31 protein-coding genes are annotated in these 24,921 nt (G+C 53.3%); 15 read left to right on the forward strand and 16 right to left on the reverse strand.

Annotated features, from left to right (window positions below; translation table 11 throughout):
* Positions 1–54 precede the first annotated feature (54 nt).
* Entirely contained in the window at positions 55–282 is a 228-nt protein-coding gene (locus ACLD4K_RS07730) for a YceK/YidQ family lipoprotein (protein ID WP_001217832.1), read from the forward strand.
* On the opposite strand, the gene ACLD4K_RS07735 is transcribed toward ACLD4K_RS07730, so the two are convergent.
* From ACLD4K_RS07735 to ACLD4K_RS07745, 3 genes are all read right to left on the reverse strand, one after another.
* Positions 283–657 (reverse strand): MysB family protein, encoded by a 375-nt coding sequence (locus ACLD4K_RS07735; protein ID WP_411011640.1) that lies wholly within the window; start codon positions 655–657, stop codon positions 283–285. It lies immediately after the preceding gene.
* A gap of 81 nt (positions 658–738) precedes the next feature.
* On the reverse strand, positions 739–1,953 hold the full coding sequence (gene mdtG / locus ACLD4K_RS07740) for a multidrug efflux MFS transporter MdtG (RefSeq protein WP_000075053.1): 1,215 nt from the start codon (positions 1,951–1,953) through the stop codon (positions 739–741).
* A 154-nt stretch (positions 1,954–2,107) separates the two neighbouring features.
* Complete coding sequence (locus tag ACLD4K_RS07745; RefSeq protein WP_183060583.1) at positions 2,108–3,028, reverse strand: Kdo(2)-lipid IV(A) acyltransferase; 921 nt, start codon at positions 3,026–3,028, stop codon at positions 2,108–2,110.
* A 219-nt stretch (positions 3,029–3,247) separates the two neighbouring features.
* Here ACLD4K_RS07745 and ACLD4K_RS07750 point away from each other — a divergent pair, with 219 nt between their 5' ends.
* On the forward strand, positions 3,248–4,300 hold the full coding sequence (locus ACLD4K_RS07750; protein WP_411011641.1) for a rhodanese-related sulfurtransferase: 1,053 nt from the start codon (positions 3,248–3,250) through the stop codon (positions 4,298–4,300).
* A gap of 51 nt (positions 4,301–4,351) precedes the next feature.
* Here the strand turns inward: ACLD4K_RS07750 and ACLD4K_RS07755 are convergent, their stop codons facing one another.
* The 10 genes from ACLD4K_RS07755 to mdtH all read right to left on the reverse strand — a co-directional run bounded on the left by ACLD4K_RS07755 (position 4,352) and on the right by mdtH (position 11,761).
* Positions 4,352–4,927: a YceI family protein gene (locus ACLD4K_RS07755; protein WP_000739886.1), complete on the reverse strand. Its 576-nt coding sequence runs from the start codon at positions 4,925–4,927 to the stop codon at positions 4,352–4,354.
* Positions 4,924–5,496: a cytochrome b gene (locus tag ACLD4K_RS07760; protein ID WP_183060579.1), complete on the reverse strand. Its 573-nt coding sequence runs from the start codon at positions 5,494–5,496 to the stop codon at positions 4,924–4,926. The genes ACLD4K_RS07755 and ACLD4K_RS07760 overlap by 4 nt, the downstream gene beginning before the upstream one ends.
* Positions 5,497–5,758: 262 nt before the next feature.
* Entirely contained in the window at positions 5,759–5,872 is a 114-nt protein-coding gene (locus tag ACLD4K_RS07765) for a YceO family protein (protein WP_001253282.1), read from the reverse strand.
* Between the two features lie 40 nt (positions 5,873–5,912).
* Positions 5,913–7,031 carry an N-methyl-L-tryptophan oxidase gene (gene solA / locus ACLD4K_RS07770; protein ID WP_411011642.1) on the reverse strand — a complete coding sequence of 373 codons (1,119 nt, stop codon included), beginning with the start codon at positions 7,029–7,031 and terminating at the stop codon, positions 5,913–5,915.
* Positions 7,032–7,143: 112 nt separating this feature from the next.
* A complete protein-coding gene (bssS, locus tag ACLD4K_RS07775; RefSeq protein ID WP_000414441.1) occupies positions 7,144–7,398 on the reverse strand; it encodes a biofilm formation regulator BssS in 255 nt (84 codons plus the stop codon).
* 289 nt (positions 7,399–7,687) lie between these two features.
* Positions 7,688–7,933, reverse strand: coding sequence for a DNA damage-inducible protein I (gene dinI, locus ACLD4K_RS07780; RefSeq protein ID WP_411011643.1), 246 nt, complete (start codon positions 7,931–7,933; stop codon positions 7,688–7,690).
* Positions 7,934–8,006: 73 nt separating this feature from the next.
* Positions 8,007–9,053: a dihydroorotase gene (gene pyrC / locus ACLD4K_RS07785; protein ID WP_411011644.1), complete on the reverse strand. Its 1,047-nt coding sequence runs from the start codon at positions 9,051–9,053 to the stop codon at positions 8,007–8,009.
* 103 nt (positions 9,054–9,156) lie between these two features.
* Positions 9,157–9,717 carry a lipoprotein gene (locus tag ACLD4K_RS07790; protein WP_000713054.1) on the reverse strand — a complete coding sequence of 187 codons (561 nt, stop codon included), beginning with the start codon at positions 9,715–9,717 and terminating at the stop codon, positions 9,157–9,159.
* A gap of 124 nt (positions 9,718–9,841) precedes the next feature.
* Positions 9,842–10,489 (reverse strand): glutaredoxin 2, encoded by a 648-nt coding sequence (gene grxB / locus ACLD4K_RS07795; protein WP_000780893.1) that lies wholly within the window; start codon positions 10,487–10,489, stop codon positions 9,842–9,844.
* A gap of 63 nt (positions 10,490–10,552) precedes the next feature.
* Positions 10,553–11,761, reverse strand: coding sequence for a multidrug efflux MFS transporter MdtH (gene mdtH / locus ACLD4K_RS07800; RefSeq protein ID WP_411011645.1), 1,209 nt, complete (start codon positions 11,759–11,761; stop codon positions 10,553–10,555).
* A 236-nt stretch (positions 11,762–11,997) separates the two neighbouring features.
* Between mdtH and rimJ the strand changes: the two genes are divergently transcribed.
* From rimJ to murJ, 4 genes are all read left to right on the forward strand, one after another.
* Positions 11,998–12,582: a ribosomal protein S5-alanine N-acetyltransferase gene (gene rimJ, locus ACLD4K_RS07805; RefSeq protein ID WP_000468204.1), complete on the forward strand. Its 585-nt coding sequence runs from the start codon at positions 11,998–12,000 to the stop codon at positions 12,580–12,582.
* Between the two features lie 35 nt (positions 12,583–12,617).
* Complete coding sequence (locus tag ACLD4K_RS07810) at positions 12,618–13,265, forward strand: YceH family protein (RefSeq protein WP_000873047.1); 648 nt, start codon at positions 12,618–12,620, stop codon at positions 13,263–13,265.
* A gap of 1 nt (position 13,266) precedes the next feature.
* Positions 13,267–14,190, forward strand: a complete 924-nt coding sequence (locus ACLD4K_RS07815; protein WP_001259728.1) for a Gfo/Idh/MocA family protein — start codon at positions 13,267–13,269, stop codon at positions 14,188–14,190.
* A 303-nt stretch (positions 14,191–14,493) separates the two neighbouring features.
* Entirely contained in the window at positions 14,494–16,029 is a 1,536-nt protein-coding gene (gene murJ / locus ACLD4K_RS07820; RefSeq protein WP_001537775.1) for a murein biosynthesis integral membrane protein MurJ, read from the forward strand.
* Positions 16,030–16,110: 81 nt separating this feature from the next.
* Here the strand turns inward: murJ and flgN are convergent, their stop codons facing one another.
* From flgN to flgA, 3 genes are all read right to left on the reverse strand, one after another.
* Entirely contained in the window at positions 16,111–16,533 is a 423-nt protein-coding gene (flgN, locus tag ACLD4K_RS07825; protein WP_000197547.1) for a flagella biosynthesis chaperone FlgN, read from the reverse strand.
* Positions 16,534–16,537: 4 nt separating this feature from the next.
* A complete protein-coding gene (gene flgM / locus ACLD4K_RS07830; RefSeq protein ID WP_000020893.1) occupies positions 16,538–16,831 on the reverse strand; it encodes a flagellar biosynthesis anti-sigma factor FlgM in 294 nt (97 codons plus the stop codon).
* 91 nt (positions 16,832–16,922) lie between these two features.
* Complete coding sequence (gene flgA / locus ACLD4K_RS07835; protein ID WP_411011646.1) at positions 16,923–17,582, reverse strand: flagellar basal body P-ring formation chaperone FlgA; 660 nt, start codon at positions 17,580–17,582, stop codon at positions 16,923–16,925.
* Between the two features lie 156 nt (positions 17,583–17,738).
* On the opposite strand from flgA, the gene flgB reads away from it, so the two are divergent.
* Genes flgB through flgJ form a run of 9 tightly spaced genes read left to right on the forward strand, consistent with a single transcriptional unit; the run spans position 17,739 to position 24,895 of the window.
* Positions 17,739–18,155, forward strand: a complete 417-nt coding sequence (gene flgB, locus ACLD4K_RS07840) for a flagellar basal body rod protein FlgB (protein ID WP_000887042.1) — start codon at positions 17,739–17,741, stop codon at positions 18,153–18,155.
* 3 nt (positions 18,156–18,158) lie between these two features.
* Positions 18,159–18,563 carry a flagellar basal body rod protein FlgC gene (gene flgC, locus ACLD4K_RS07845; RefSeq protein ID WP_001196448.1) on the forward strand — a complete coding sequence of 135 codons (405 nt, stop codon included), beginning with the start codon at positions 18,159–18,161 and terminating at the stop codon, positions 18,561–18,563.
* Positions 18,564–18,574: 11 nt separating this feature from the next.
* The gene (gene flgD / locus ACLD4K_RS07850) at positions 18,575–19,273 is read left to right on the forward strand and encodes a flagellar hook assembly protein FlgD (RefSeq protein ID WP_000020450.1); all 699 of its coding nucleotides are present in this window, start codon (positions 18,575–18,577) and stop codon (positions 19,271–19,273) included.
* Positions 19,274–19,299: 26 nt separating this feature from the next.
* Entirely contained in the window at positions 19,300–20,511 is a 1,212-nt protein-coding gene (gene flgE / locus ACLD4K_RS07855; protein ID WP_079981453.1) for a flagellar hook protein FlgE, read from the forward strand.
* A 20-nt stretch (positions 20,512–20,531) separates the two neighbouring features.
* The gene (locus tag ACLD4K_RS07860; protein WP_000349278.1) at positions 20,532–21,287 is read left to right on the forward strand and encodes a flagellar basal body rod protein FlgF; all 756 of its coding nucleotides are present in this window, start codon (positions 20,532–20,534) and stop codon (positions 21,285–21,287) included.
* A gap of 13 nt (positions 21,288–21,300) precedes the next feature.
* Positions 21,301–22,083, forward strand: a complete 783-nt coding sequence (gene flgG, locus ACLD4K_RS07865) for a flagellar basal-body rod protein FlgG (protein WP_000625851.1) — start codon at positions 21,301–21,303, stop codon at positions 22,081–22,083.
* A gap of 54 nt (positions 22,084–22,137) precedes the next feature.
* Entirely contained in the window at positions 22,138–22,836 is a 699-nt protein-coding gene (gene flgH / locus ACLD4K_RS07870; RefSeq protein ID WP_001174897.1) for a flagellar basal body L-ring protein FlgH, read from the forward strand.
* A gap of 11 nt (positions 22,837–22,847) precedes the next feature.
* Positions 22,848–23,945, forward strand: coding sequence for a flagellar basal body P-ring protein FlgI (locus ACLD4K_RS07875; RefSeq protein ID WP_001518955.1), 1,098 nt, complete (start codon positions 22,848–22,850; stop codon positions 23,943–23,945).
* The gene (gene flgJ / locus ACLD4K_RS07880; protein WP_411011647.1) at positions 23,945–24,895 is read left to right on the forward strand and encodes a flagellar assembly peptidoglycan hydrolase FlgJ; all 951 of its coding nucleotides are present in this window, start codon (positions 23,945–23,947) and stop codon (positions 24,893–24,895) included. The genes ACLD4K_RS07875 and flgJ overlap by 1 nt, the downstream gene beginning before the upstream one ends.
* The last annotated feature ends 26 nt before the right edge of the window (positions 24,896–24,921 follow it).

Genomic DNA, 24,921 nt, shown 5'->3' on the forward strand with positions numbered 1-24,921 from the left:
AGGTGAAAAATACCGGCGTGATGCCGGTATTTTTACAGTGAAATGAGGTATCAGGTGCGTATATTCGCGGTGAGCATAATGGTGATTACCCTGAGCGGCTGCGGCAGTATTATCAGCAGAACGATCCCCGGACAAGGACACGGCAACCAGTATTACCCTGGCGTGCAGTGGGATATGCGTGATTCCGCATGGCGCTATATCACTATCCTCGATCTGCCCTTCTCACTGATCTTCGATACACTGCTACTGCCGCTCGATATTCACCACGGGCCTTATGAGTAATTAACGCTCATCCCATTCGTCTGCCGCAGAACGGCCTTCCTCGGTATCAAGCGGGGGTTCAAGCTGGAATTCCCCTTCATCCCATTCATGCAAGGTATTCTCTTCCTGCCACTCCTGGCGGATCTCTATCTCATCATAATCGCCGTCAAACACGCTCTGCGCGGCTTCACCACTCAGCATCGGCAGACATTCGCCATCTTCACCTTCATCGGCGAAAAATTCGACCTGCCACATGATGTCCCCATCCTGCAGTACATATTTCTGAACGTTGAACTGCTGCACATTCGCTTCATCTTGTTCGAGGCCTGGATGGTCAGCCAGAAATTCTTCCCGGGCTGCATCGATAGCTTCTTCCAGCGTGGCATACATGGTCATCAGTGTCTCCCTTTGATTTGACGAGGTATTTAGGGAAAGAATAGCTGATTCTGTGATATTGCAAGTATGAAAGCGCAAAAATCATTCTATTGCCAGTCTGCGCCGTCGTAAGCTGTTCCATGAATAGATAGCATTGAACAACACCACGCCTGCCGTGACGCAGAATACGGCGCGGAAGCCATAGCTCGCGGAAATTGCGGCGCCCATGAGAGGGCCGGTGACGTTGCCGATATCGCGGAAAGATTGGTTGTAACTGAATATGCGCCCGGCTATCTGGTTGGTAGAGTTGTAAACCAGCAGAGTTTGAACGGCTGGCAGCAGCGCGCCATCCGCCGCGCCAAGCAGAAACCGCAATAGCGCGAGCTGCCACGGCGTTTGCACAAAAGACATTGGAATCAGCAGCAGTACGGAAATAATCAGCGCGACGATAAGGATCTTTTCCGGGCCAATTCTGTCGCCGAGCTTGCCGAGCCGGGGGGCGCTAAGTAATGCCGCCACGCCGGGAACGGACGCTATCATCCCGCTAATGAACGCAATATTACTGACATTTCCCGCGAGTTCGCGCACATAGAGCGTCAGGATGGGCGCAATAGACCCCGTTGCCACCTGAATAATCAGCGTGGTGACAAACAGGCTTAACACCAGGCGGGGATTTTTTAACGAGGCGACCACTTCCCGAACGTGAAGCATCTCTTTTTTGCTCACCGGCAGGAAATTCTCGCGAATAAAAAAGAAGGTGAGCAGAAAACAGATAAACAAAACGCTGGCGGTAATAAAAAAGACCGGGCGAAGGCCGTAATGGTCGGCGAGCAGACCGCCCGCAAGTGGGCCAAGCAGAGCGCCGCTGACGCCGCCAGTAGAGAGCGTCCCTAACGCCCAGCCGCTTTTATGGCGCGGCACCTGAGTGGCGATGAGCGCATTGGCGTTGGGAATAAATCCGCCCAGCAGGCCTAATAACGCGCGGAGGATCAGAAATTGCCAGATATTTTGCGCCATGCCCATTAACAGCATCACAATGGCCATGCCGAGAGCGGAACGCAACAGCATGATCTTACGCCCTTTACGATCCGCCAGACCGCCCCAAAAAGGGGAAGCGATAGCTGAAAAGAGGAACGTAATACTAAAGACCAGCCCGGACCACATGTTGAGCGCGCTATGGCCTGTTACGCCGAGTTGCTCAACGTAGAGAGGGAGAAAAGGCATGACCAGACTGAATGCCGCGCCGGTTAAAAAACAGCCCAGCCAGGTAACGGTTAGATTGCGTTTCCAGTTTATGGGGACATCAGAGGGTGACATAGCGTTCCACAGTATGATGCGCGGTTTGCGCTATCATCAATTTAATTATGAGCGTGCTAATTATAATTATGCGCCGACCTTACCAGCCTCGCAATGTGGGGAGCTTTTAAAGCTAAAAGAGGGGAAAAATTGCAGCCTGACGGCTGCAATCCTGTCAATAGCGCGACGGTACGCCTTCAGGGCGAGTTTTAAAGCGGCGATGCAGCCACATATACTGCTCTGGCGCCATCATAATGCACTGCTCAACAATCTTATTCATCCATGCGGCAGTCGCTTCTGCGCTCTCCAGCGGAGGCGAATATTCCGCAGGAAGAATGATCAGTTCGTAGCCTTTCCCATCGGGTTTACGGCGAGGCACGAAGGGGATAATACAGGCTTTAGACATGCGCGCGAGCATCCAGGTACCGGAGGTTGTGGCGGCCTGGTCGACGGCGAATAATGGTACAAAAACGCTGGCGCGCGGACCATAATCGTGATCCGGCGCATACCAGATCAATTCGCCGCTTTTCAATGCCTTAACCATGCCTTTCAGATCTTTGCGATCCAACATTGATTTATTGGAGCGTAAGCGTCCCCAGGTCTGTAACCAGTCGAGCAACGGATTATCATTCGGGCGATAAACTCCGATACCCGGGTTATGCATACCAAACATGCGGGCGCCAAACTCAAGGGTAAGGAAATGTATTCCTACCAGAATGAACCCCAGCCCCTGCGCCTTAACTTCACGGATATGCTCCAGACCGCTCGCTTCCATCCAGCGGTTCACTCGCCGGTCGGACCAGAACCAGGCCATGCCGGTTTCCATCACGCCCATACCGACGGATTCAAAGTTTTTGACCACCATGGTGTGGCGTTCCTGCGCGCTCATTTCCGGAAAGCATAATTCAAGGTTGCGATAGGCGATTTTCGCGCGGCGTTTCATTACGCGTCGCGCCAGGTGGCCCAATGCGCAACCCAATTTATAGATGACCGGGTAGGGGAGTTGCACGACCAACCAAAGCGCGCCTATACCCAACCAGGTTAACCAATAGCGCGGGTGCAGTAAGGCCACGGAGAACTTAGGCAACTTCGTCATTTCTATCCTGTCTTTCAACGAACAATTCCCCGTATTCTCGCATCTTTTTGCGTTGAGCAAAAATATGTAGCAGGAGAGTGGCGATTAAATCGACAATTGTTGTTAATTGTTTAGTGTAAAGCAGGAAATGTAGCGCAAAATGTGTGGATGTAAATTGGCGAGACTTGCCTTATCATGCCTGCCCACTTTATTTTTTGCTGATTGCAGGATACGTACACCATGCCAGTGTTACACAACCGCATCTCTAATGACGAGCTGAAAGCTAAAATGCTGGCGGAAAGCGAGCCGCGTACAACAATTTCTTTTTATAAATATTTCACTATCGCCTCGCCGCAACAGACGCGGGACGCGTTGTATCAGATGTTTACGGCGTTGGACGTTTTTGGGCGCGTTTACCTGGCGCATGAAGGTATCAATGCGCAAATCAGCGTGCCGCAAAGCAAGGTCGAGACGTTTCGTCAACAGCTTTATACGTTCGATCCCGCGCTGGACGGGCTGCGTTTAAATATTGCGCTGGAGGATGACGGAAAGTCATTTTGGGTGCTGCGTATGAAAGTTCGCGACCGTATCGTTGCTGACGGTATTGATGATCCGACTTTTGACGCCAGTAATGTCGGCGATTATCTGAAGGCGGCAGATGTGAATGCGATGCTGGACGATCCTGATGCGGTCTTTATTGATATGCGCAACCACTATGAGTATGAAGTCGGCCATTTCGAAAATGCTCTGGAAATCCCGGCGGATACGTTTCGTGAACAGTTACCAAAAGCGGTTAAAATGCTGCGGGAACATGCAGATAAAAAGATAGTGATGTACTGTACCGGCGGTATTCGTTGTGAGAAAGCCAGCGCCTGGATGAAACACAACGGTTTCAATAAAGTCTGGCATATTGAGGGTGGCATCATTGAGTACGCCCGTCGCGCGCGCGAGCAGGGGCTTCCCGTTCGCTTTATCGGCAAAAACTTTGTATTTGATGAGCGAATGGGCGAACGAATCTCGGATGAGGTTATCGCGCATTGCCATCAGTGCGGCGCGCCCTGCGATAGCCATACCAACTGCAAAAACGACGGTTGCCATCTGCTGTTTATCCAGTGTCCGCAGTGCGCCAGTAAATTTAACGGCTGCTGTAGTGAACAATGCTGTGAAGAGTTGGCCTTGCCGGAGGAAGAACAGCGCCGACGTCGCGCGGGTCGCGAAAACGGCAACAAAATTTTTAATAAATCGCGTGGTCGGCTTAATAGCAAACTGAGCATTCCCGATCCAGCTGAGTAATATTTTGCCGGATAGCGGCGTAAAGGCCGCTATCCGGCATTTCGCCAGGCGTTACTTCTGCTGAACGCCTTCTACTGAGATTATAAGCTCAACCTCTTGTGATGCCGGGCCGAGATCGGTAGTTATATTGAAATCCTTCAGCTTAATTTTTCCTTCGGCCTCAAAGCCCGCGCGCTTACCGCCCCACGGATCGTCGCCCTGACCCATCAGCTTCGCTTCCAGCGTCACCGGTTTAGTCACGCCATTGAGCGTCAGATTGCCGGTAATATCCAGTTCATCGCCCTCTTTTTTCACGCTGGTAGAGGTGAAGGTTGCCTGCGGGAATTTCGCAACATTAAGAAATTCCGCGCTACGCAGGTGTTTGTCACGTTCTGCATGGTTAGTGTCGACGCTATTGGTGTTAATGGTCACATTCACTTTGTCTGCCGACGGATTTTTTTCGTCAAAAGTGAACGTGCCGTCGAAATCTTTAAAGGTGCCGTATAGCCAGCTGTAGCCCAGATGCTGGATGCGGAAATTGACGAACGCATGTTGGCCTTCTTTATCAATTTTATACTCCGCCGCCACGGCGGAACCGGTCGTGAATAACAAGGATGCGAGGGTGAATCCCAGCAGGTTTTTTTTCATTTTTGAGCTCCATAGTCAGATGACGACATTCCTGTCATACGTTTCAGTGTGTCGTCTTTATCGATGAAATGGTGTTTTAGCGCCATAACCCCATGCGAGAGCGAGATAATGACCAGCGACCAGGCAAACCACAGATGCAGCGTTCCGGCGATGTCAGCCTGCGCGCCCGCGTCCATAAGCGTGGCCGGAATCTCAAACCAGCCAAAGACGCTAATCGGTTTACCATCGGCGGTGGAAATCAGGTAGCCGCTAATGATTATCGCAAAGAGCAGGAGATACAGGAGGAGATGACCCGCGGCGGCGCCAGCGCGCGTTAAACGGGAATAGCTGGCCAGCGCAACGGGCGGTGGCGAATAAAGCCGCCAGATAATACGCACGATCAGCGCCATCATCAGTAATATGCCAATACTTTTATGTATTTCCGGTGCCTGGTGATACCAGCCGTCGTAATAACTGAGCGTGACCATCCATAAGCCCAACGCAAACATGCCATAGACCACCAGGGCGGTCAGCCAGTGGAGCGCGGCGGAAACCACGCCATAACGCTGTGGAGTATTTTTAAATTGCATAAACACACCAATGAATATTTCACGAGAGAATGAAAATGGCGTGGAAAAGCGCCGAATGCAACTTATAAATAAGAATTTGAATGATATTTATTTTTATTTCAATAATTTTGATGTTGTTTGCGGTTCAGCTTCAGAAGTTTCGAGATATTTCCCCCTGATAACCGCGCAACGGCAGGAACTGGCATTATTACCGTGCTTCAACATTATGAAATAAAAAGTGAGGAATTTTCAGGAAGTGTCAGTTAACGTCAATGAAAAGCAATCAGAAGAAAAGGAGATAAACAATATCCATCACCGCCAGCAGCGACCAAAGAATAACGTAAAGCATGAAATGTTCGCGAATATTATTCATCAGAAAATGAAAGAGACGACGCATAGCTTACCTTAATAAACAGCCCCTTTACGGGGCCGACAAATTATTGGCTAAAACGGGAAAGCCGGAACGGCGTCAGATCAAAGGAGGGCGTTTTTTCCAACGCAAAATCCGCAGCGATTTCTCCTAACACCGGGGCGAATTTAAAACCATGTCCGCTGAGTCCAGTGATGACAAGCGTATTCTCATGGCCAGGCAGCGTATCGATAATAAAATCCTCGTCCGGCGAATTATCATAGGTACATGCCGCCCCATGTAAACAACCGCCGATACCCGGCAGTACGTTACGCAGGAAAGGAAATGCTTCCGCGCCATCGCTGGCAACGGCGGCAAAGGGCTTGCGCTCTTCCTGAGTCTGTATTCGCTGTCCGCCATTGTGTTTGCCGATTTTTAACTCGTCGTTCTCCGCCGGGAAGCCGTAATATTGATCGCCGTTGGGCATTTCGCCGGTAAAGGCCGGAAAGCGGTTTTTAGTGCTGTAACGTCCATCCGCCTTAAACCAGGCAAAGACTTTACGTACGGGCTGAACGGGCAGCTCCGGTATCAGCGCTTTGACCCAGGTGCCCGCGCTAATCAGCGCCTTGCTGGCGTGGTAGCTGCCTTCACTCGTCTCTATCGTCACACCGTTATCATCATGGTGAATATGGCTTACCGGGCTGTTGAATAGCTGTGCGCAGCCTGCCTCTCGGGCCAGACGAAGCCATGTGGTAATGGCTAATTCGCTGCGCAGGAAACCGGAGTCAGCTTCAAACAGCCCGATATAATTATCGGGCACGCGAATTTCCGGCCAGCGCGTCATGAGGGCCGTCGCGTCCAGGCGCTCGACGTTCAATTGCCACTGTTGCGCGCTTCGTGCGACGTTGGCTAAGAAAGCGGAATCGGCCGGGCCGAGGTTAACGACGCCGGAGCGGACAAAAATAGGCTCTTCATTGTGTGTGGAGAGTTCATCCCAAAGCGCCTGGGCGCGAAGCACCAGCGGGACATATTTTTCGCCTTCACCATAAGCGTGGCGGATAAGTCGGGTATCGCCGTGATGGCTGCCCTGTTGATGAGGCGGCATATGCGCATCGGTCATCAGGACCTTTAGCCCGGCGCGGGTGGCGTAATAACCAGCGGCGGCGCCAACCGAACCGCTGCCGATAATAATAAGGTCGTATTTCATCAGCTTCTCTCTGCTATCGCGATGATTTCAGGGTAAATAACTGCGCTGAGATATACAAGCCAGAAATAAGTGAGGCACCTTACGGTGCCTGAGAGAGGGGGAGCGCGTCACGCTAATGGCGACGATACTCGTTTTCCTGGTAATCACCTGATTCTATTTTGGCGATGCCGGCTTCTAATATTGAAATAAATTGCCTGGCTACATCTGTCGTTAACCAGAGCGTTTGACCAACTTCAGTCCCTTCCGGTTCCGGACGATTTGGGGTCTGGTAATGTAAACGCAGCATCAGCGCATCATAGCTATCGACGGTGCTGATGTCCCATCCTACAAGCGGATGGGTCTGAATGACTTCATTATTCTTTTCCATCATGCCCCCCTGGTACGTGTTATAAGACAACGGTTCTCGAGGTTCAATGCGTGTTTTTCTTCTGAAGCAACTTCAGTATACCAATTAATAAGGCTATTCACTGTGTTTTTAAAGAGACCGGAGGATAAATTTCTCTTTTTAAGAATTATATGAACAATAAAGCGGCAGTTCATTCATATTTTTTTAGGATGTTGTGCAATTATTTTGAGGGTCAGGCGAAATAATCATCAGTTGCGCAAATAAAAAAGCCGGGGCGACCCGGCAAACATACATCACTGCATATCATTTTTTATTCATTGATGAACCAGTCATCAGCGCTCTCCCAGGTCTCCTGGAGAATCTCGCTAATGCGTTCTTTGTCCTCTTTTGATGCGCCCATGACGGACAAGTTGTTGGCGGTAGCGTAACGCACGGTGACGTTACCCAAATTCTCCGGAAAATGATGGCTAATACGGCGGGAGAGTTCGCCCGCCAGCGCATCAATCGCACCGGCAGGCAGAGGTGACGTTTTGGCTATAGTGACTTCAATACGCATAATGGCCCCCTGTTGAATATACTGGATATATATACAGTTAAATCCAATATATAGCAACAGGTAAGCGCATTTTTTATTTTTTTACTGACCAGCGTACTGTTTCACCCGCTAAAAAAGGCACCAGCGAATCATCAGCCAGCGCGATATTTTCCGGTATCTGTTGTTCATCGCGAACCAGTTCCACCCACCCCGTATTCACCGGCAGGCCATAGAATTGCGGGCCATTCAGTGAACAGAACGCCTCAAAGTGCGCCAGCGCGTTCATTTCCTCAAACACGGCGGCATAACTGCCAAGGGCGGAGGGGGCGTTGAAACAACCGGCGCAGCCACAACTGGTCTCTTTACGATGACGTGAATGCGGCGCTGAATCCGTCCCCAGGAAGGCGCGCGTAAAACCACTGGCGACCAGGTCGCGTAACGCCTGCTGGTGAATATTGCGTTTCAGAATCGGCAGACAGTACAGGTGAGGTCGAATGCCGCCGACCAGCATATCATTACGGTTAAACATTAAATGTTGAGGCGTAATGGTAGCCGCCAGGTTGTCGTTGCCGTCACGTACATACTGCGCGGCATCTTTGGTTGTGATGTGTTCAAAGACCATTTTAAGCGCGGTCAGACGCTGGCGTAGCGGTTCCATTACGGTGTCGATAAAACGCGCTTCACGATCGAAGATATCAACCTCCGCATGGGTCACCTCACCGTGGACCAGCAATGGCATTCCGAGTTTTTCCATCCGCTCCAGTACTGGCATGATAGCGTCGACTGACGTTACGCCATGGCTGGAGTTAGTGGTGGCATTGGCCGGGTAAAGCTTAGCCGCAGTAAACACGCCTTCATGGAAACCACGCTCCAGTTCATCGGCATCGAGCGAATCCGTTAAATAGCAGGTCATTAACGGCGTGAAATCATGCCCGGCGGGCACCGCATCGAGAATACGCTGACGGTAGGCGATCGCTGCATCAACGGTCGTGATGGGGGACGCCAGGTTCGGCATCACGATAGCGCGACCATAAATTTCGCTGGTATAGGGTACGACCGTTTTTAACATGTCGCCATCGCGAAGGTGAACGTGCCAGTCGTCCGGGCGGCGGATCTTTAAAACCTGGGATGGTGCAGTCATTAATAAACTCCGGCTGAGGAATAGTCTTTTTGCCGGAAACAAAGGATAAGCGGAAACGTTTTCGTTTGCACGTAAAAAAAGGGCGCGAGCGCGCCCTCCGATATCAATTGGTGAAAGGAATAACGATTTCACCAGGTTTAACTTCAATGCCTTTCGCGAGTTTCTTCGCTAACGCTTCGCCTTTACTACTGTCCTCACGCAACACGTAAGCGGGCCGCTGGTTAAAGTAGCTACGTAAAGACTGATTTAAATAGGGCAGGAGCGTTTGTAGCACCGATTGCATTTTCTCCGGCGTCACGGTGGCGTCTACTACTTCCATCTCCTGAAGATAGATGGCGCCTTTTTCTTTATCAAAGACCGGCAGGGCTTTTAGCTTGAGTTTCATCGTCGCTTTTTGACTGCCAAACAGGGAATTCATATCCAGCCTGGCATCGCCAGTAAGGGTGACTTTATTAGGCTCTTCCCGACCAATCTGGCTGGCAAGGTTAGTCAATACGATATGCGCGTCGGCAATGCCGGGCAGACCAATATCTTTTGAGAAATTATTCCGTTTTTCAAGCGCTTGATTGATTTCTTGTTCGCTAATGGTGTATTGCGTAAGTTGATTACAACCCACTAACAGGCCGCTAACTACCAGCGCAGCGGCAAAAAAAAACTTTTTCATGGCGTTCCTTAGCATGTTGCCTGTGCCCTAATCTTGACACAAAGCAGCATGTCGCACCAGCGGACATAACGCCACTAGAAAAAGCTGAAAAAGGCGGCAAGCAAGGGTTGCCGCCTGGCGGGCGTTAGATAGCCATTGAGGAGAGTAAATTAATTTGCGTCTGCTTTGCCATATTATCGCGATAGTCCGCGACTTTTGTCGGCCAGTGGATACCGGCGACCAGCGTCAGATTACGCAGAAGCGGAAACAGATGAATATCATCTTCCGATAATTCGCCGTTAACGGCGTTAGGCTGTACGATGAGTTTATCCAGCAAACGTAAATCATCGCCGATCTTTTTAATCAGTCCGGCAGAGTGCGCAAGATGATTGTCAAAACTGCCAGATGAGGCCTCTTTTTTGCGGATAAAATACTGGCGCGCCGCAGGGGTAGAAAATTCATCGAAAGCGGATTTTGCAAATCGCGGCAGCAGTAGCTGATTAACGTAACCGTTAACTTTGCGCAACCACTCTTCAATGGCTGGATTGCGTTTCCCGGTTAACAGCGGTTTGCCGTCGAGGTTGTCGACATAATGTACAATATCCATACTTTCAGGAAGGTAGCGACTATCATCTTTTTGCAGGATGGGCACCATCTTTTGACCAATCATCCGGGTGGGCGTCGCCTCGTCGTCATTTTGTAACACGTTAAGTTCAACGGGGATGTTCTTCAGGCCGAAAATCATGCGGGCTTTAACGCAGAAAGGGCAATGATCGTAAATATAAAGCTTCACGTTTCTCCTCCATTTGACTGTCGGTTCCTGACCAGTATGGAGGAGATAGCGACAGGTATCAAATCAGGCGTCGGGCTCCAGCATCCGGCGCGGCGTGCGTTTATGACTAAACTGCCAGCCTAAAGCCAAAAAGGTGATAAAGCCGATAATACCGAGCATCATCCACGGTAGTTCAGGCTGCGCAAGCGCTTTACCCATATCAAACAACCAGCCGCCGCCGATATAACCAATCGCGCCGCCAATGGCTAATCCCAGACGGCTAAAGCCCATATAGCTTCCCCGCGCCCTCGCGTCCGCGAGCGACGCGCTGAGCGTTTCGCGCGCCGGTTCGGCGATAACCGAGCCGATGTAGAAAGTGCAAATAAGCGTAAAAAGCTGCTGTAAATTGCCCACCATCCCGATGGGGATCATGCTCAGCGACATGACGAGCAAACCGGCCATCAGCCGATGCTCCAGCCGAAAACGCTTTTCGCTCCAGCGGGCAATCGGGTAGAGCAACGTCAGCGAGAGACACGCCTCTATAGCGTACATCCATTTCACGGCAGCAGGCGAACCGGCGATATCGTTTACCATAATCGGCAGCATTAACATGACCTGTACCGCCAGCATATAGTAGCCCGCCAGCGTCAGCACGTAGGTGACAAACCTTTTATCGCTCATGACGCGGCGCATTCCTTCACGCACCGGCGTTCTGACCGTTGATAGCTTCCAGGCCGGAAGCAGCCATGCGTTGAAAAGGGCGCATAATATGAACAAAATAGCGCCTGTCGCGCAGACCAGGCGAAAATCGTATTGTAACAACCAGCTTCCCAGCAGCGCGCCAATCACCGCACCCGCGCTGTCCTGCATCATCAACAGAGAGAAGAAGCGGCCCCGTTGCTCCGGACGAATTAATTTGACCACCAACGCTGAGCGCGGCGGGTCGAAAAGCGTACCGCCGAGACCGGAAAGAAAGCAGGAAAACCACAAGAGCCAGGGCTCATGCGCGATACCCATGGTGGCAAAGCCTGCGGCGCGCATCAGCATACCGGTGACAATCATCGGTTTCGCGCCAAAGCGATCGGCGATGGCACCGCCAAAAATGCCCAGACCTTGTTGAATAAACTGGCGCAGGCCGAGCGCGATCCCCACCATTACGGCAGCCCACCCCATTTGATCGACAAAGCGAATAGAGATGAGCGGGAAGACGACGAAAAAACCCAGCACCACTAACATGTTATCGATGAGAAGAAAATATTTACCCAGGTTCCTCGCCTGCGAGACGCGCGACATTTCCCCTCCCGGGAAATAAAAGATGAGCGTCTTCTATTCTGCGGCGGCGTTTCGTTTTTTCCTACCGTTAGCGGGACAATATTTTTTTATCAAAAGTCCTTTTTAATCGAGAGTTTTCATCAAAATGTGGCAGCAATTCAAAAAATGACGATTTGCGCTTTTCACAGAGCCTGGTTGCGCAGGTATAGTAATGTTACTGGCGTGCTGAAGACGTTACAGGAAGGAGTAGGTATAGAATGTTTGGCTATCGTAGTAACGTGCCAAAAGTGCGCTTAACCACCGATCGTCTGGTGGTACGTTTAGTGCATGAGCGTGATGCCTGGCGTCTGGCCGATTATTACGCGGAAAATCGTCATTTTTTAAAACCCTGGGAACCGGTCCGTGATGAAAGTCATTGTTATCCTTCAGGATGGCAGGCGCGTCTGGGAATGATCGGTGAATTTCACAAACAGGGCTCCGCCTTCTATTTCGCGCTGCTTGATCCGGAAGAAAAAGAAATTATCGGCGTGGCGAATTTTTCCAATGTGGTGCGCGGTTCTTTTCATGCCTGTTATCTGGGCTATTCCATTGCGCAAAAGTGGCAGGGGCAAGGGCTGATGTTTGAAGCCCTAACCGCTGCGATTCGCTATATGCAGCGCACTCAGCATATCCACCGTATCATGGCGAATTATATGCCGCACAACAAACGTAGCGGCGCGTTGCTGGCGCGGCTTGGTTTTGAAAAAGAAGGCTATGCGAAAGATTACCTGTTGATTGATGGACAATGGCGCGACCATGTCCTGACGGCGTTAACCACGCCGTTATGGACGCCGGGGCGTTGAGCGGCTTACGGAATGAGAGGCAAAGGGAGAAAACGATGAAATATGAATTAACCGCCACTGAAGCGCGAGTGATTGGCTGTCTGCTGGAAAAGCAGGTGACAACGCCGGAACAGTATCCGCTTTCCGTCAACGGGGTGGTGACAGCCTGTAATCAGAAAACCAACCGTGAACCGGTGATGAACCTGACGGAACAAGAGGTACAAGAACAGCTCGATAACCTGGTGAAACGCCATTTCTTACGCACGGTCAGCGGGTTTGGCAACCGCGTCACCAAATATGAACAGCGCTTCTGTAATTCCGAATTTGGCGATCTGAAACTTAGCGCGGCGGAAGTGGCGCTCGTCACTACGCTGCTGCTGCGCGGCGCGCAAACGCCCGGCGAGTTGCGTAGCCGGGCGTCGCGGATGCATGAATTCAGCGATATGGCGGAAGTTGAATCCACGCTGGAACGGCTTGCCAGTCGTGAGGACGGCCCATATGTCGTCCGTCTGGCGCGTGAACCGGGTAAGCGCGAAAGCCGTTATATGCACCTTTTTTGCGGCGACGTCGATGAACTGTCTCTCCAGACGTCTGCGCCGGAAAGTGCGTCGGGCGATCTTCAGTCGCGCGTCGAAGCGCTGGAAAGCGAAGTGGCGGAGTTAAAGCAGCGGCTGGATTCTTTGTTAGCTCACCTGGGAGAGTAATGTGAGAACATTACGGATTGGCATTGTCGGGTTAGGGGGTATTGCGCAGAAGGCCTGGCTGCCGGTATTAACCAACACCGCCGGATGGACGCTACAGGGCGCCTGGTCTCCTTCGCGGGATAAAGCCTTACGTATCTGCGAAAGCTGGCGCATACCGTATGTGGATTCGCTGGCGAATTTAGCGTCCGGCTGCGATGCGGTCTTCGTCCACTCCAGTACCGCAAGCCATTATGCCGTGGTCAGCGAACTTCTCAATGCCGGCGTGCATGTTTGCGTGGATAAACCGCTGGCGGAAAATCTACGTGATGCCGAACGGCTGGTGGCGCTGGCGGCGCAAAAAAAATTGACGCTGATGGTTGGCTTTAATCGCCGTTTCGCGCCGCTGTACCGCGAACTGAAGACGCGCCTCGGCACTGCGGCGTCACTGCGTATGGATAAACATCGTACCGATAGCGTCGGGCCGCACGACTTACGTTTTACTTTGCTCGATGACTATCTGCATGTCGTGGATACCGCTCTGTGGCTGGCGGGCGGCGAGGCGCGCCTTGCCAGCGGCACGTTGCTCACCAGCGAGTCCGGCGAAATGTGCTATGCGGAACATCATTTTTCCGCCGACAAACTACAAATTACCACCAGTATGCACCGGCGCGCCGGAAGCCAGCGTGAATCGGTCCAGGCCGTCACCGACGGCGGGCTGTATGACGTGACGGATATGCGTGAATGGCGCGAAGAGCGCGGGCAGGGTATTCTCATCAAACCCATTCCGGGTTGGCAAACGACGCTTGAACAGCGTGGTTTTGTCGGATGCGCGCGACATTTCATTGACTGCGTACAAAATCAGACGGTTCCGGAAACGGCGGGGGAGCAGGCGATTTTGGCCCAGCGCGTCGTGGAGGCGCTGTGGCGGGACGCCATCAGCGAATAATCCTCTGTAACATCTGGCGGTAGTAATTCATCGTAATCCAGGTACTATACCCTCAATAATTCGAGTTGCAGAAAAGCTAACGCACATGCAACTCGAAGTATGGCGGGTATATATGCCCACTCTACATAATACCTCTTTTCACAGTGAATAATGGCAAACCGTGGGGAGTCTGTAAGGCCTGATAAGACGTTTTAACGTCGCCGTCAGGCTCGGTGATACAGCCGGATACGGCAGAAGTTGCGTTATCCGGTCGATGGATCAGCCATGCAGGAGTTTTACGCCAGGGTCTGGAATACAAAAGAAATGAATTTATTGAAATCGCTGGCTGCCGTCAGCTCGATGACTATGTTTTCACGCGTGTTGGGCTTTGCCCGTGATGCGATTGTCGCCAGAATTTTTGGCGCAGGGATGGCGACCGACGCCTTTTTTGTGGCGTTTAAACTCCCTAATTTACTACGCCGGATCTTTGCCGAAGGCGCTTTTTCTCAGGCCTTTGTGCCTATCCTGGCGGAATATAAGAGCAAGCAGGGTGAAGAAGCGACGCGGATCTTTGTCGCTTACGTTTCCGGCCTGTTGACGCTGGCATTGGCCGTCGTGACGGTGGCCGGTATGCTGGCCGCCCCGTGGGTGATTATGGTAACCGCGCCGGGTTTTGCCGATACTGCGGATAAATTCGCGCTGACGACGCAACTGCTGCGGATTACGTTTCCCTATATTCTGCTGATCTCGCTGGCTTCACTGGTTGGCGCCATTCTCAACACCTGGAATCGCTTCTCTATTCCTGCTTTTGCGCCGACATTTCTTAATATCAGCATGATCGGTTTTGCATTATTCGCCGCGCCATACTTTAATCCGCCGGTGCTGGCGTTAGCCTGGGCAGTCACCGTCGGCGGCGTGCTGCAACTGGTGTATCAACTTCCGTATTTGAAAAAGATCGGTATGCTGGTGCTGCCGCGCATTAACTTTCGCGACACTGGGGCGATGCGGGTGGTCAAACAGATGGGGCCGGCGATTTTGGGCGTTTCCGTCAGTCAGATCTCCCTTATCATCAATACCATTTTCGCCTCGTTTCTGGCCTCCGGCTCGGTTTCATGGATGTACTATGCCGATCGGTTGATGGAGTTCCCGTCCGGCGTGCTGGGCGTGGCGTTGGGGACCATCCTGTTGCCGTCATTGTCGAAAAGCTTTGCCAGCGGCAATCATGATGAGTACTGCCGCCTGATGGACTGGGGGCTGCGTTTGTGCTTTTTACTGGCGTTGCCGAGCGCGGTAGCGTTAGGCATTCTGGCGAAGCCGCTGACGGTCTCGCTGTTTCAGTACGGTAAATTCACCGCCTTTGATGCGGCAATGACGCAGCGGGCGTTAATCGCCTATTCGGTGGGGCTGATTGGCTTGATCGTCGTAAAAGTGCTGGCCCCTGGTTTCTATTCTCGCCAGGATATTAAAACGCCGGTGAAAATCGCCATCGTGACGTTAATCATGACTCAGTTAATGAACCTGGCGTTTATTGGACCGCTAAAACACGCCGGGCTGTCGCTCTCTATTGGTCTGGCGGCATGTCTCAATGCGTCGCTGCTGTACTGGCAACTGCGCAAACAGAATATCTTTACGCCACAACCGGGCTGGATGTGGTTCCTGATGCGTCTGATCATTTCCGTACTGGTGATGGCCGCCGTATTGTTCGGCGTGTTGCATATTATGCCGGAGTGGTCGCAAGGGTCGATGTTATGGCGTTTGCTGCGTTTGATGGCGGTAGTGATCGCGGGTATCGCGGCCTATTTTGCCGCGCTTGCCGTGCTGGGCTTTAAAGTTAAAGAGTTTGTTCGCCGGACGGCGTAAATTCAGTGCCTGATAGCTCTGTGCTATCAGGCCTACAAGGCATTCAGGCCGGAAAGGCGCAACGTCGCCATCCGGCACTGATTAGATAGAAATTTTTTTACCGCCGCGGTGAGAGACGGAAGTCTGACCGTCAGCCCCGTACAAGGTCGGCTCCTGGTGAGGTTTCAGCACCTCCAGCGCCTGTTGATTACGCTCGATTTGCCCTTCCAGCAGCCAGCCGTTGTGCTGGTTGAGGTCGCGCAGATGCTGCGTTTTTTCGGTAATCGCCTGCCAGCGCTCTGCAATGTCATCGTTTGCGCTACGCTGCGCGTTCTGCTCCAGACGGCGCTGTTGTTCCAGATAATCCAGCGTCGCCAGCAATGAGCTTTTTTCTTCTGTAATACGCTGTAGCTGGCTGCCGTTAATCTGGCCTACGGAAAGCTGTTGTTGCTCGGCGTCCATCACCGTCTTCAGGTCATTCAGGACGGTGGTCATCTGGTCAAGTATTTCTGACAAACGAGTCATACGCTTATTTACTCTGTAAGTAGCTCTGCGCCTCGCGAATGAGCGAGTCTGCTATTTTTCCCGTATCCATTTTTAACTCACCGTTACGGATAGCCGTTTTTAATGCTTCGACGCGTTCCATATTAATGTCGCTGACGCCTGGCTGCATGAGCTTCGCTTGCGCGTCGCTTAACGTTACGCTGGCGCTCGTCGCGGCGGACGTTTTTTCCTGACGCGTTTTTTGTACCGGCGTGTCGCTGGTTTCGCGCGTCTGGACAGTGCTAACGGGTTTCAAAGGTGAGGTACGGTCAATGCTCATTTATTTATCCTCATCGAGGGTTACGTTGTAGCGGCCAGCTACCATCATGGTTGAATATCTCATCGGCAGCCGCGACAAAATCTTTACACAATTATAGGTTAATAAGAATATTCCCATCAGAATCGACGGTTCCACTCACGATTTGACCCGATGTCATGCGCACGCGCGCATTTTGCGCGACGGCGGCATTATTCATCGCCTGACCTTCCGCATTGACGCTAAACCCCTCGCCATTGGCGATGACCTGTACTCGTTGCCCCGCTTTGACGCGCCAGGCCTGACGTATCATCGTAAGCTGTACCGGCTGCCCGGGAGCGAGATCGCGCAAACTGACGGCATCCTGAATCTGACGGATATCCAGTACCGTCCGCGGCGGTAACTGATCCAGCCTGCCACGTTTTAGCGTGACGTTGGCTGGCGTCAATTTTCCGCCGCGCGCGACGGGCGCGGCAACGGCGACATAATTGCCGGTCGCTTGCACATTCACCTGCAAATAACGTTTTTCATTGGCGCAGCGCGCCACCACATTGACGTTTCCCCACAGCTTCGCGCTGCCCGTCATGCTGAAGGCTGGCTGCTCGCAGCTCGGCAGCAGATTGGGCGGTGAGCGGAGCGTGACAACCACCTCATCGCTGAAGCCAGCCAGACGCTGGGCAAACCACGTGGTCAGTTGGGCGTTGATGTCCTGCGCCATTGTCAGGGGGCTGAACAGCAAAGCCGCCACGGCGAATCCTCGTTTTAACGTTTGCATGGTACTTCCCCCTGGTTGATGTCATGACAGGATTCTACCCGTGTGAAGCAAGCATCAACGCAATAAATAGCGACGCATTTTGCGTTTATTCCGGCGATAACGCGCGCGTGAAGGCATTTAAGCTGTCGGCTGAATTTTGCCATTTGCGGAGGAGATATGCTCGACAGGCTCGATGCCGCCTTACGATTTCAGCAGGAAGCGCTAAATCTGCGCGCGCAACGTCAGGAAATATTAGCGGCGAATATCGCCAATGCCGATACGCCGGGGTATCAGGCGCGCGATATTGATTTTGCCAGTGAGTTAAAAAAAGTGATGGTGCGCGGGCGGGAAGAAACCGGCGGCGTCGCGTTGTCGTTGACTTCCTCTCGCCATATTCCCGCCCAGGCGGTCTCTTCTCCCGCAGTGGATCTGCTTTACCGCGTACCCGATCAGCCTTCTTTGGATGGTAACACCGTAGATATGGACAGGGAACGTACGCAGTTTGCGGATAACAGTCTCAAATATCAGATGGGGCTTACCGTTCTGGGTAGCCAACTCAAAGGCATGATGAATGTGCTACAGGGAGGAAACTAATTCGTGGCGCTGTTAAACATTTTTGATATTGCCGGATCGGCGCTTGCCGCACAGTCCAAGCGGTTGAACGTTGCGGCCAGTAACCTGGCGAATGCGGATAGCGTCACCGGCCCGGACGGACAGCCTTATCGCGCCAAACAGGTGGTTTTTCAGGTGGACGCCGCGCCGGGGCAAGCCACTGGCGGGGTAAAGGTCGCCAGCGTGATTGAAAGTCAGGCACCGGAAAAGCTGGTTTATGAGCCAGGCAATCCGCTGGCGGACGCTAATGGTTACGTCAAAATGCCCAACGTCGATGTGGTCGGCGAAATGGTCAACACGATGTCAGCCTCGCGCAGCTATCAGGCAAATATCGAAGTCCTGAATACCGTAAAAAGCATGATGCTTAAAACGCTGACATTAGGCCAGTAAAGGAGGCGCGTATGTCTATTGCCGTAAATATGAATGACCCGACCAACACGGGCGTCAAAACGACGACCGGCAGCGGGTCGATGACCGGAAGCAACGCTGCCGATCTGCAAAGCAGTTTCCTGACCTTACTGGTCGCGCAATTGAAGAACCAGGACCCGACTAACCCATTACAAAATAATGAGTTAACGACACAGTTGGCGCAAATCAGTACCGTGAGCGGCATTGAAAAACTGAATACGACGCTGGGGGCTATTTCCGGGCAAATCGATAATAGTCAGTCCCTACAGGCGACCACGCTGATTGGACATGGCGTTATGGTGCCTGGCACCACAATTCTGGCGGGTAAAGGCGCGGAAGAAGGGGCCGTGACGTCCACGACGCCGTTTGGCGTGGAATTGCAACAGCCTGCGGACAAAGTGACGGCAACCATTACCGATAAAGATGGCCGGGTGGTACGGACGCTGGAGATCGGTGAGTTGCGAGCCGGGGTACACACCTTTACCTGGGATGGTAAGCAAACGGACGGAACAACGGTACCGAATGGTTCTTACAACATTGCGATTACCGCCAGCAATGGCGGGACGCAACTGGTGGCGCAGCCGCTGCAATTCGCTCTGGTACAGGGCGTGACGAAGGGCAGTAACGGCAACCTGTTGGATCTGGGTACCTACGGCACCACCACACTCGACGAAGTTCGGCAAATAATCTAAGCCCTTACACTTATCAGGAGTCAGTCATGTCTTTTTCTCAAGCGGTTAGCGGCCTGAACGCTGCGGCCACCAACCTTGATGTTATCGGTAATAACATCGCCAACTCCGCCACCTATGGCTTTAAGTCCGGTACGGCATCATTTGCCGATATGTTCGCCGGTTCCAAAGTGGGGCTGGGCGTAAAAGTGGCGGGGATTACCCAGGATTTTACCGACGGTACGACAACGAACACCGGGCGCGGGCTGGATGTCGCGATTAGCCAGAACGGTTTTTTCCGCCTGGTAGACAGCAACGGTTCCGTGTTCTATAGCCGCAACGGCCAGTTCAAACTGGACGAGAACCGTAACCTGGTCAATATGCAGGGGATGCAGTTGACCGGCTATCCGGCCACCGGTACGCCGCCGACCATTCAGCAGGGGGCGAATCCTGCGCCGATCACCATTCCGAACACGCTGATGGCGGCGAAATCGACCACCACCGCGTCAATGCAGATCAACCTGAACTCGACGGATCCTTTACCGTCTAAAACGCCCTTTAGCGTGAGTGATGCGGATTCGTATAACAAAAAAGGCACCGTCACCGTTTATGACAGCCAGGGTAATGCCCATGACATGAACGTCTATTTTGTGAAAACCAAAGATAATGAATGGGCCGTGTACACCCATGACAGCAGCGATCCTACAGCCACAGCGCCAACGACGGCGTCCACTACGCTGAAATTCAATGAAAACGGGATTCTGGAGTCTGGTGGTACGGTTGACGTCGAAACTGGTGAAATTAATGGCGCGACTAAGGCCACCTTCTCCCTCAGTTTCCTTAACTCTATGCAGCAGAACACCGGGGCTAACAACATCGTCGCCACCAATCAGAACGGCTATAAGCCAGGCGACCTGGTGAGCTACCAGATTAACAACGACGGCACCGTGGTTGGCAACTACTCCAACGAGCAGGAGCAGGTGCTGGGGCAGATTGTGCTGGCTAACTTCGCCAACAACGAAGGTCTGGCATCCCAGGGCGATAACGTCTGGGCGGCGACACAGGCCTCCGGGGTTGCGCTGCTGGGGACTGCCGGTTCCGGCAACTTCGGTAAGCTGACGAACGGCGCGCTGGAAGCCTCTAACGTGGATTTGAGTAAAGAGCTGGTGAATATGATCGTCGCGCAGCGTAACTACCAGTCGAATGCGCAGACCATCAAAACCCAGGACCAGATCCTCAATACGCTGGTTAACCTGCGCTAAGCGCCTGACGGGATAGCTTAATGGATCACGCAATTTATACCGCCATGGGGGCGGCCAGCCAGACGCTTAACCAGCAGGCGGTAACGGCCAGCAACCTGGCTAATGCCTCAACGCCGGGCTTTCGCGCGCAGCTTAACGCGCTACGCGCGGTGCCCGTTGATGGCCTCTCTTTAGCAACGCGCACGCTGGTTACGGCGTCGACGCCCGGGGCGGATATGACCCCGGGTCAGTTGGACTACACGTCCCGCCCGCTGGATGTTGCGTTGCAGCAGGACGGCTGGCTGGTGGTGCAAGCGGCGGATGGCGCTGAAGGATATACCCGTAACGGGAATATCCAGGTGGGGCCGACCGGGCAGTTAACCATTCAGGGACATCCGGTTATCGGCGAAGGCGGCCCGATTACCGTTCCTGAAGGGTCGGAAATCACCATTGCGGCAGACGGCACGATCTCCGCGCTCAATCCCGGCGACCCGCCAAACACGGTGGCGCCCGTTGGGCGACTGAAGCTGGTCAAAGCGGAAGGCAATGAGGTGCAGCGGAGCGATGACGGTTTATTCCGCCTTACCGCCGAGGCACAGGCTGAACGCGGGGCGGTACTGGCCGCCGACCCGTCAATTCGCATTATGTCGGGCGTGCTGGAGGGCAGTAACGTCAAGCCGGTTGAGGCCATGACCGACATGATCGCCAACGCACGTCGTTTTGAAATGCAGATGAAGGTTATCACCAGCGTAGATGAGAACGAAGGGCGAGCTAACCAACTGCTGTCGATGAGTTAATACAGGACATTTTATGATCAGTTCATTATGGATCGCCAAAACCGGTCTGGACGCGCAGCAAACCAATATGGATGTGATTGCCAATAACCTGGCAAACGTCAGCACCAATGGTTTTAAGCGTCAGCGCGCGGTATTTGAAGATCTGTTGTATCAGACCATCCGCCAGCCGGGCGCGCAGTCGTCCGAGCAGACGACGCTGCCTTCCGGGCTGCAAATCGGTACCGGCGTGCGTCCGGTCGCCACGGAGCGTCTGCACAGTCAGGGGAACCTGTCGCAGACCAACAACAGTAAAGATGTGGCGATTAAAGGGCAGGGCTTTTTCCAGGTCATGCTGCCGGACGGTACGTCTGCCTATACCCGCGACGGCTCTTTCCAGGTGGATCAGAATGGTCAACTGGTGACGGCGGGCGGTTTTCAGGTGCAGCCGGCAATCACCATTCCGGCCAACGCGTTAAGCATCACGATTGGCCGCGACGGCGTGGTCAGCGTTACCCAGCAGGGGCAGGCCGCGCCGGTTCAGGTCGGGCAGCTTAACCTGACCACCTTTATGAACGACACCGGGCTGGAAAGCATCGGCGAGAACCTCTATATCGAAACGCAATCGTCCGGCGCGCCGAACGAAAGCACGCCGGGGCTCAACGGTGCGGGGTTGTTGTATCAAGGGTATGTCGAAACGTCGAACGTTAACGTGGCGGAAGAGCTGGTGAACATGATTCAGGTTCAACGCGCCTATGAAATTAACAGTAAAGCAGTATCGACGACCGATCAGATGCTGCAGAAACTGACGCAACTCTAAGGGGCCGCCGGTGGGGGATACGCCACCGGCTCCCTGATTTTGAAGATGAAGGTAATGCAAAAATACGCGCTTCACGCTTACCCAGTTATGGCCCTGATGGTCGCGACGCTGACAGGATGCGCCTGGATACCCGCTAAACCGCTCGTGCAGGGGGCGACCACGGCGCAGCCGATACCTGGCCCGGTACCGGTGGCGAATGGCTCCATATTTCAGTCTGCGCAGCCGATTAATTATGGCTATCAGCCGCTTTTTGAAGATCGTCGACCGCGTAATATCGGCGATACGCTCACGATTGTGTTACAGGAAAACGTCAGCGCCAGTAAAAGCTCGTCGGCAAATGCCAGTCGCGACGGCAAAACCAGCTTTGGTTTTGATACGGTACCGCGTTATCTGCAGGGATTATTCGGTAATTCCCGCGCGGATATGGAGGCCTCCGGCGGCAACTCTTTTAACGGTAAAGGCGGCGCGAATGCCAGCAATACCTTTAGCGGCACGCTGACCGTGACCGTCGATCAGGTTCTGGCCAATGGCAATTTACACGTCGTGGGGGAAAAACAGATCGCGATTAATCAGGGAACGGAATTCATCCGCTTCTCCGGCGTGGTAAATCCACGCACCATCAGCGGCAGCAACTCCGTTCCCTCGACACAGGTGGCGGATGCGCGGATTGAATATGTCGGGAACGGCTATATTAACGAAGCGCAAAATATGGGCTGGCTGCAACGTTTCTTCCTTAATTTGTCGCCGATGTAAGCGAGGTGTATGTGTTTAAAGCTCTTGCAGGAATCGTTCTGGCACTGGTTGCCACTTTGGCGCACGCCGAGCGTATCCGGGATCTGACCAGTGTCCAGGGAGTACGGGAAAACTCGCTGATCGGCTACGGGCTGGTGGTCGGGCTGGACGGTACGGGCGACCAGACGACCCAGACGCCATTTACCACCCAGACGCTGAATAACATGCTGTCACAACTGGGGATTACGGTCCCCACCGGCACCAACATGCAGTTGAAAAACGTGGCGGCGGTGATGGTGACGGCGTCGTATCCGCCTTTTGCGCGACAGGGACAAACGATCGATGTCGTCGTTTCCTCAATGGGGAACGCTAAAAGTCTGCGTGGCGGGACGTTATTAATGACGCCGTTAAAAGGGGTGGACAGCCAGGTGTATGCTCTGGCGCAGGGCAATATTCTGGTCGGCGGCGCGGGCGCTTCCGCAGGCGGCAGTAGTGTGCAGGTTAACCAGCTTAATGGCGGGCGCATCACTAACGGCGCGATTATCGAACGCGAGTTGCCGACTCAGTTCGGCGCTGGCAACACCATTAATCTGCAATTGAACGACGAAGATTTTACGATGGCGCAGCAAATTACCGACGCCATCAACCGCGCCCGCGGTTACGGCAGTGCCACTGCGCTTGATGCGCGAACGGTACAGGTACGCGTGCCCAGCGGCAACAGCTCGCAGGTGCGTTTTCTGGCGGACATTCAAAATATGGAAGTCAACGTGACGCCGCAGGATGCAAAAGTCGTGATCAACTCGCGTACCGGTTCGGTGGTCATGAATCGGGAAGTCACGCTGGATAGCTGCGCTGTGGCGCAGGGCAATTTGTCAGTGACAGTCAATCGCCAGCTCAACGTCAACCAGCCGAATACGCCATTTGGCGGCGGGCAGACCGTGGTGACGCCACAGACTCAGATAGATTTGCGTCAGAGCGGCGGATCGCTACAGAGCGTGCGTTCCAGCGCCAATCTGAACAGCGTAGTGCGCGCGCTGAATGCGCTTGGCGCGACGCCGATGGACCTGATGTCGATTTTGCAGTCCATGCAGAGCGCGGGCTGTCTACGCGCCAAACTGGAAATCATCTGATGATCGGAGACGGTAAATTGCTGGCCAGCGCGGCCTGGGATGCGCAATCTCTGAACGAACTGAAAGCGAAAGCGGGCCAGGACCCGGCGGCGAATATCCGTCCTGTGGCCCGTCAGGTGGAAGGGATGTTTGTGCAGATGATGCTGAAAAGTATGCGCGAGGCTTTACCCAAAGATGGTTTATTCAGCAGCGATCAGACGCGTCTGTATACCAGCATGTATGACCAGCAGATCGCCCAGCAGATGACCGCCGGTAAGGGACTGGGGCTGGCGGATATGATGGTTAAACAGATGACGGGCGAGCAGACGATGCCTGCGGATGACGCGCCGCAAGTACCGCTTAAATTCTCCCTGGAGACGGTAAACAGCTATCAAAATCAGGCGCTGACCCAACTGGTGCGCAAAGCCATCCCGAAAACGCCGGATAGCAGTGATGCGCCGCTCTCCGGCGACAGTAAAGACTTTCTGGCCCGGCTTTCGCTCCCGGCGAGGCTGGCCAGCGAACAAAGCGGGGTGCCGCATCATCTGATTCTGGCTCAGGCGGCGCTGGAGTCCGGCTGGGGGCAGCGGCAAATCCTGCGGGAGAATGGCGAACCCAGCTATAACGTATTTGGCGTGAAAGCGACCGCCAGTTGGAAAGGGCCGGTGACGGAAATCACCACCACTGAATACGAAAATGGCGAAGCGAAAAAAGTGAAAGCGAAATTCCGCGTCTATAACTCGTATCTGGAGGCGTTATCGGATTATGTCGCGCTGTTAACGCGTAACCCACGCTACGCTGCCGTGACCACTGCCGCCACGGCAGAGCAGGGCGCAGTGGCCCTGCAAAACGCCGGATACGCCACTGACCCGAATTACGCGCGTAAATTGACCAGCATGATTCAGCAGTTGAAAGCGATGAGTGAAAAGGTCAGCAAAACCTACAGCGCGAATCTCGACAATCTCTTTTAAATTGCTCAAGTCCACGTAGTCGCTGC

The organism is Salmonella sp. 741265055_HSA (assembly GCF_046569525.1).
Lineage (GTDB): Bacteria > Pseudomonadota > Gammaproteobacteria > Enterobacterales > Enterobacteriaceae > Salmonella > Salmonella enterica.